Below are 1,104 nucleotides of genomic sequence, written 5' to 3'. Positions count from 1 at the left end.
AAGAGTATGGCTTGCACTCGCTTTACTCTGCCGCGCAGCGGCTTCGTTCAACAAGGCGCTTAAACGGAAAAGTTAATGAAGTTCGGCGATTTTAAAGACATTATTGTAAATAATTCTGAGGTTGTACTCACAGCATCTTGGACGATGGTTTATTGAAAGACATTCCAATCATTAATAATTTGGTTGACCTTTACAATGTTAAAACAACGATTAGTGACAAGATTTTCTATAAAAAAGTAGTTAGCTTTTATGAGTCTTTTTCAGATGTGAATCGGGATTCTTTCGCCCAGTGGAATACATGGGTTAATGAAAATTTGGACTCTGCGGAAAAAATAGCAAGCACTCTTGTACTTCATATCGACTCTCAAACTGATCTTGTTAAATGCAAAATTGTAGGTCACTTATTCAAGAAATTGGTGGAAGAGAAAATATCTTTAAGAGACTTCGAGGTGTATCTTTATGTGACTTCAACGTGTTCTGTGAGAGATATAAGGAAGCACTGTGTAGATGGTGGCGATCAGTCGTATTCTACAGAAGCATCGTTAGCTCAAAGGTTGCAGTTTGTTGGCTTCTATTCTTTTACTCCAGAATCATTGAGTCAAAGTGAAAAGTTAGAGTATGAAATCACAGATAGAGGATGCGATTTCATTAATATGATGGCAGATTTTCATTGGTCAAATTGAGTGCTGTGGTTACGTGCTTCGTACCTTAATTGGGCGTTAGTTGCTCGGTGGTAAATTAGCATTTTCGAGGTAGTAGAAATGGTTCAAACTTACGGTTCTGAAGAAACAAAAGCTTTCTGTTGTAACTGCAAAAAGGTGACCCTTCATAGGTATCAAAGTTTCTCTAAGCCAGACGAAAGCAAGGAAACAGAAATCAAAGGTTTCTTCTCTGGTCTATTCGCTGCAATAGCTAGTGCTCTGATGGAAGGTGAACCGACAGGTGATTATAAGTGTAAAGAATGTGGTACGAACCTTCATACACCAGATCATTTAGATTAATACATTACTTGGTGCTTGTAAGGACAGTGCTTGTGGCAAGTAACGCAACTAACAAACGACTATGGCGTCAATGATTAGTTTTTGGCTGTATTTTCATCCCACA

At 38.2% G+C, this 1,104-nt stretch carries 2 protein-coding genes; both read left to right on the top strand.

The genetic code is table 11. The features are described from left to right. Positions 1-152: 152 nt before the first annotated feature. Positions 153-683, top strand: a complete 531-nt coding sequence (locus tag ACED53_RS23475; protein ID WP_017102023.1) for a hypothetical protein — start codon at positions 153-155, stop codon at positions 681-683. A 78-nt stretch (positions 684-761) separates the two neighbouring features. Beyond that, positions 762-1,001, top strand: a complete 240-nt coding sequence (locus tag ACED53_RS23470) for a hypothetical protein (RefSeq protein ID WP_017102022.1) — start codon at positions 762-764, stop codon at positions 999-1,001. The last annotated feature ends 103 nt before the right edge of the window (positions 1,002-1,104 follow it).

This window comes from Vibrio sp. 1F169 (assembly GCF_041439605.1).
In the GTDB taxonomy this organism is placed as follows: Bacteria; Pseudomonadota; Gammaproteobacteria; order Enterobacterales; family Vibrionaceae; genus Vibrio; species Vibrio tasmaniensis_A.
Note: the sequence above shows the minus strand (reverse complement) of the source record. Positions and strands in the feature narration are given on the sequence as shown.